Origin of the sequence: Mycobacterium sp. UM_Kg1 (genome assembly GCF_000972925.1) — a bacterium.
In the GTDB taxonomy this organism is placed as follows: domain Bacteria; phylum Actinomycetota; class Actinomycetes; order Mycobacteriales; family Mycobacteriaceae; genus Mycobacterium; species Mycobacterium hiberniae.
In genome coordinates this window covers 1-5,025 of record NZ_JRMK01000208.1, presented here as the reverse complement: position 1 = coordinate 5,025, position 5,025 = coordinate 1, and the positions used below count along the sequence as shown (strand labels likewise).

4 protein-coding genes and 1 pseudogene are annotated in these 5,025 nt (G+C 67.9%); 2 read left to right on the top strand and 3 right to left on the bottom strand.

All coding sequences use genetic code 11. The features are described from left to right. Positions 1-217 precede the first annotated feature (217 nt). Positions 218-847, top strand: a complete 630-nt coding sequence (locus LI92_RS19735) for a GNAT family N-acetyltransferase (protein ID WP_046321952.1) — start codon at positions 218-220, stop codon at positions 845-847. Here the strand turns inward: LI92_RS19735 and mbtN are convergent. The 3 genes and pseudogenes from mbtN to LI92_RS19720 all read right to left on the bottom strand — a co-directional run. Continuing rightward, positions 808-1,968, bottom strand: coding sequence for a mycobactin biosynthesis acyl-ACP dehydrogenase MbtN (mbtN, locus tag LI92_RS19730; protein ID WP_046321950.1), 1,161 nt, complete (start codon positions 1,966-1,968; stop codon positions 808-810). The genes LI92_RS19735 and mbtN overlap by 40 nt on opposite strands. Next, positions 1,965-3,548 (bottom strand): long-chain-fatty acid--ACP ligase MbtM, encoded by a 1,584-nt coding sequence (gene mbtM / locus LI92_RS19725; RefSeq protein ID WP_046321949.1) that lies wholly within the window; start codon positions 3,546-3,548, stop codon positions 1,965-1,967. Before mbtM ends, mbtN begins: the two co-directional genes overlap by 4 nt. Beyond that, positions 3,545-3,808, bottom strand: a pseudogene (locus LI92_RS19720) (acyl carrier protein); the annotation flags it as partial. The pseudogene LI92_RS19720 and the gene mbtM, both read right to left, overlap by 4 nt. A gap of 167 nt (positions 3,809-3,975) precedes the next feature. Between LI92_RS19720 and LI92_RS19715 the strand changes: the two are divergent. Continuing rightward, positions 3,976-4,875, top strand: coding sequence for a hypothetical protein (locus LI92_RS19715; RefSeq protein WP_046321946.1), 900 nt, complete (start codon positions 3,976-3,978; stop codon positions 4,873-4,875). Positions 4,876-5,025 lie beyond the last annotated feature (150 nt).

Below are 5,025 nucleotides of genomic sequence, written 5' to 3'. Positions count from 1 at the left end.
AGATGTGTATAAGAGACAGCTCGAGCACCGTTACGGTGTGGTCGCGGGCGCCGAAACCTCGCAGAATCGCACCCTGTACGCCGCGCGCCATCACGGTCCTTTCGCCAACGGTGGCCCACCCCCGCGGAGCCGGGCGCAGCGCCCGCCGCCACTTCGAACCTAGGTTACCCTAGCCTCACTTTGACGGACGGGCGCTCGGGTAGGCTGACCGTTCGTTATGACTGACGCCGCCAACATTGTGCCCCGTGAGCTCGCGGACATCCCCGACGAGGTTCGCCGCGTTCCGGCACCGCCGATTCCGGTTCTGGCCGCCCCCTACTCCATCCGGGTAGCCGACCCCGATGCCGACGCCGAGATGGTCTCCGAGTGGATGAACCGGCCACATCTGGCGCAGACGTGGGAGTCCGCCTGGCCGCCGGAGCGCTGGCACGCCTACCTGAGCGCCCTCGTCGCCGGCAGCTTCACCCGCCCCTTGATCGTCAGCCGGCACGGACAAGACAGCGGCTACATCGAATTGTACCGAGCGTCAAAGGATTCCATCGCCAAGTACTACTCCGCCCACCCCTACGATCTGGGCATGCACGGGGCGGTGGCCGACCTCGCGGCGGTCAATCGGGGATTCGCGGCGATCCTGTTGCCGCGGGGGATGAAAAGCGTGTTCGAGCTCGAACCACAGTGCCGGCGCATGATGTTCGAACCCGAGTACCGCAACACGGCCATGCGCCGGCTGGCCGAGTATGTCGGCGGCACCTTCCTCGGTGAACACGACATGGGCTATCGCCGGATGGCGCTCTACGCCGTACTGCGCTACCCCGACGACGACCCGCTCTCGAACAACTCGGCGTAGCCGTCGTAGTCCGGGCGCATTCCGGCCGCGACCAATTCCCAGAGCACCTCATCGGTTCCGCCACCCACCCGGGCCAGCTTCATGTCGCGCCACCAGCGCCCGATCGGTGTCTCATCGACCAGGTAGCCCGACCCCCCGAAGATGTGCATGCATTCGGAGAACACCTCTTCGCCGAGGCGGGCCGCGGTGACTTTCATGGCCGCGGCGGCACGCAGATCGAGCTTTCCTTCGGCGGCAATGCCGTTGAGCGCGTGGCGAACCATGTCCACGCGGGCCTGCAGGTCAGCCACCCGCATCCGCAGCGCCTGATGTTCGAACAGGGTTGCACCGAACTGCCGGCGGCGCATCATCCGCGCATGGGTCAGACCGAGCACCAGCTGGCACGACGCCGCGACCTGTCCCGCGATCGACATGCGCTCATGCGCCAGGCCCCAGGAAATGGCGGCCAAACCGGTGCCCGGGCGGGCGATCAGGGCGTCGGCGGGCACCCAGGTGTCGATATCGACCGCGGCGGTGTCCAGCGGCCCGGCCCCCACCTTGCGATAGGGCTCGTTGACGTGCACTTGGGAAATCGGGACCGCGATCACACAGACATTGCCGTGCCGGCTGTTCTCATCGTGGTCCACACCGCGAGCCACCACGATGATGTGGTCGGCGATCGGTGACAGGGACACGAACTTCTTGCGGCCGCGCACTTCGTAACCGTCACGCACCGAACGCACTTCGGTCTCGACGATCTGCAGGTCCGAACCGCCGGACTCCTCCGATGCGCCGATACAGAGCACCGCCTGGCCGGCGATGGCCTGCGCGCAGATGTTCTGCAGATACTCCGATCGCCCGAATCGGCGCAGGATCGCGATCGCCGAGTCGTGCAGGCTCACCCCGACCCCAATACCGGCCGACCGCAGGTGGCCCAGTTTGAATGCCAGGGCCACCAGCTTGGCGACGTCGGGATGCTGGCCGTTGCTCCACTTCTGCGCGAATACCCCGCTGCGGCCCAAATGCTCGATCAGAGCGCGCGGAAAACGCTCGGTGGCTTCGGCCTGCGCGGTCCAGTCCACCACCTGCTGGTCGAACACCTGATCCAGCAGGGCGCGGTAGCTGTCGACAGCGGCGGTCACTTCATGGCCTCCAGGTTCCGTTTGACGTCCAGGCGCCGCAGCTTCCCCGATGACGTCCGGGGTAGCGATCCCGGGGCCAGGAACACCACATCGGCGGGCACCACCCCGCACTGCGATGCCACCCGGGAGATCAGGTCGGCACGCGCACCGGCCTCGTCGCGGCCGCGGAACTCCGCGGCGATCACCAGTCCGGGGCGGATTCCGTCGGTGCCGACCGCCACCACCGCACCCTCCCGGACCCCACGCACTTCAGCCGCGACCCGCTCGATCTCGGTGGGGAACACGTTGCGCCCGGCGATCGTGATGATCTCCTTGGCCCGTCCGCAGACCACCAGACCCGCGTCGGTGAGATAGCCGAGGTCCCCGGTGGGAAACCACTCACCCGGGGCCAGGGTGGCCTGGCCGAGGTAGCCCGACATCATCGACGTTCCGCGGATCTCGACCTCGCCGACGTCGCGCTGCGGCCCCTCCTCGTGGTGCTGCGCCACCGGGCGGATCCGGACCTGCATCCCGGGGATCGGTTCTCCCAGCACCGCATGCCGGCGGACGGTCGCCACGCCCTCGCCGACGGGGCCGGTCAGTTCGTCGTACTGCAGACCGGTGCCGGGCCGCGGCGCCGTCACCGCGCAGGTGGCCTCGGCCAGGCCGTAGGACGGCATGAGCGCACCGGGGTCCAGGCCGAACTTGGCGAGTTCGGTGACGAATCGTTGCAGCCCTTCACAGTCGACGGGTTCGCCGCCGTTGATGGCGACCCGCAGCCGGCCCAGATCCACTTCGGGGACGCGTCGGGCGTATTTGCCGATCACGCTGTAGGCGAAGTTGGGGGCCGCGGTCATGGTGGCGCGGCTGTCATGCAGCCACGACAGCCACCGAAACGGCGAGGCGGCGAACGCGGCGGTGGGCGCCAACCACTGCTCCGAGCCGGTCAGCGCCGCGCTGAGCAGGAAGGTCAGCCCCATGTCGTGATAGAGCGGCAGCCAGCTGCAACCCACATCGTTCGCCGGGTCGACATCGACGTGGCTGCTCAGCCCGGCGACATTGGCCAGCACGGCGGCCGGCGAGAGCTGGGCGGTACGCGGGGTACCGGTGGACCCGGCAGTGCCCTGCAACACCGCGGGGGTGTCGGCGTTCGCGGCGACCGGCGTGACGGTGCGGCCGGCTGCGGCAGCCACGGCGACGTCAGCCACCGCCACAGGGACGGACTCGGCTGCCCGCAACAGGTCAAACACCTGGCCGTGGCTGAGCACTGTCGCGACACCGACACCCTGGAAGCGATCCAGCGTCGCCTGCGCCCACTGCGCCGGGTCGGCGCCGCGGACCGGCCCGGGCAGGATCGACACGCTGCGGCCGGCCAGCCACGCGCCCTGGATGGCGGCGACCAGGTCGGCGGTCGGTTCTCCGACCAGCCCCACCGCCCCGTCCGCGTCGCCGTCGAGGATCTGGGCCGCGATGCTCTCCGCGCGGGCGTGCACCTGCTGCCAGGGGTGCCGCTGCCATGCGCCGGAGTCGGTGTCGAAGACCACCAAGTCATGCGCCGAGCCGGTCATCGCCCGGCTCAGGGCTTGCGCGAGCACGCTCACGCGTCGGCGGGGGCTTTCGCCCGGATGGCGGCCTCGAGATCCCCGACCGTGTCGCAGGTCAACAGGTCTTCTTCGGACAGCGCCACGCCCAGCCGGTCTTCGATGGCCACCATGCCGATCGCGAACGCCACCGAATCCAGGCCGACGTCATCGACCAGCCGCGAATCCGGCGTCACCCGGTTGAGGTCGACGTTCAGGTCGTCACGCAGGATCTCGCGCAGCGCGACACCGATGGCATCAGAAGGCGACGAACTCATGCCGAGCGACGCTACACGATCGAGGTAAGTAAGGTTAGCCTTGCCCTACTTTGTGATGGGTAACACACTTAGGAAAGCCTTGCCTAACTCTTAGGTGTCTGGTTACGTTGGCGCCGCAGTACCCACAGAACCAGCCTCGCCTCAGTTGAGGTGAAACTTAGGAGATAGCAATGCAACTCGCCTTTGCCGCCGCAGAACGCGGCACCGCACAGACCGGGGGCCTCCTGGCCGCCGGCATCGCCCTGGCCGGCGCCGGCGTGATCGCGGTGAACCCGGTCGCACCGCTGGCGTCGGTCGGTGCCCACCAACCCGCGATCGAGCTCACCGCCACCACGGCGGAGAACCTGGACTACCTGGCGGACCTGCTCTCGGGCCCGAACCCGATCTTCTCGGCCATCGGTGAGCTCGGCAGCTACTACGGCGACGTCGCCCGCGACAGCCTGCAGGGCTCGTGGGACGGCATCGAGGGCATGTGGTCGGGTATCGGCCCGATTCGCGGACTGGAGAACACCCTCCCGGAGATCATCGAGTTCCTCAAGGTCGGTGACGTCACCCACGCCTGGAACCTGATCAACTGGGACCTGGTCTTCGGCGCGCAGTACATCTTCCAGCCGCTGTTCAACCACGTGGCCGGAGGCGAAGAGGTCACCGGAATCCTCGGCATCGGCACCGATCTGAGCCAGGTCTGGACCAACCTGCAGGACGTGTTCGACGACTTCGCCTTCTGGAAGAGCGCCGCCAAGTCCATCTGGGAGCCGTTCCTGGGCTTCCAGTTCGCGCTGGCCGAGAACCTGACCATCAACCCGGGCAACCCGCCGCAGGACCCGTTCGACGCACTGCTCAACGGCTACATCGTGTGGGACGAGGACGGCGGCGTTCCGCGGGCGCCGTGGGAGGGCCTGCTCACCGCGAACGGCACCTTCGCCTACCTGTTCGACAAGCTGCCCGAGATGATCGGTAACGCGTTGACCTCCACCATTCCGGTGGCCGACGTCGACATCGACCCGGGTATCACCGTGGCGGACGCCAACCTGTTCGACCTGGACTGGCTGACCGGGCTGTTCACCTAGCCCCGCTTGTGGTGCGACAGCCGTGCCCGTCCCCCGCGGCCGGGCACGGCTGCCCACATTGCCATTGACTAATGGCACCATTGTCGGTTGACTCAGTCCATGATCTTTGGCCGCTCGCCGAAACGCAGCCACGACGCGTCGGCCGTCGTC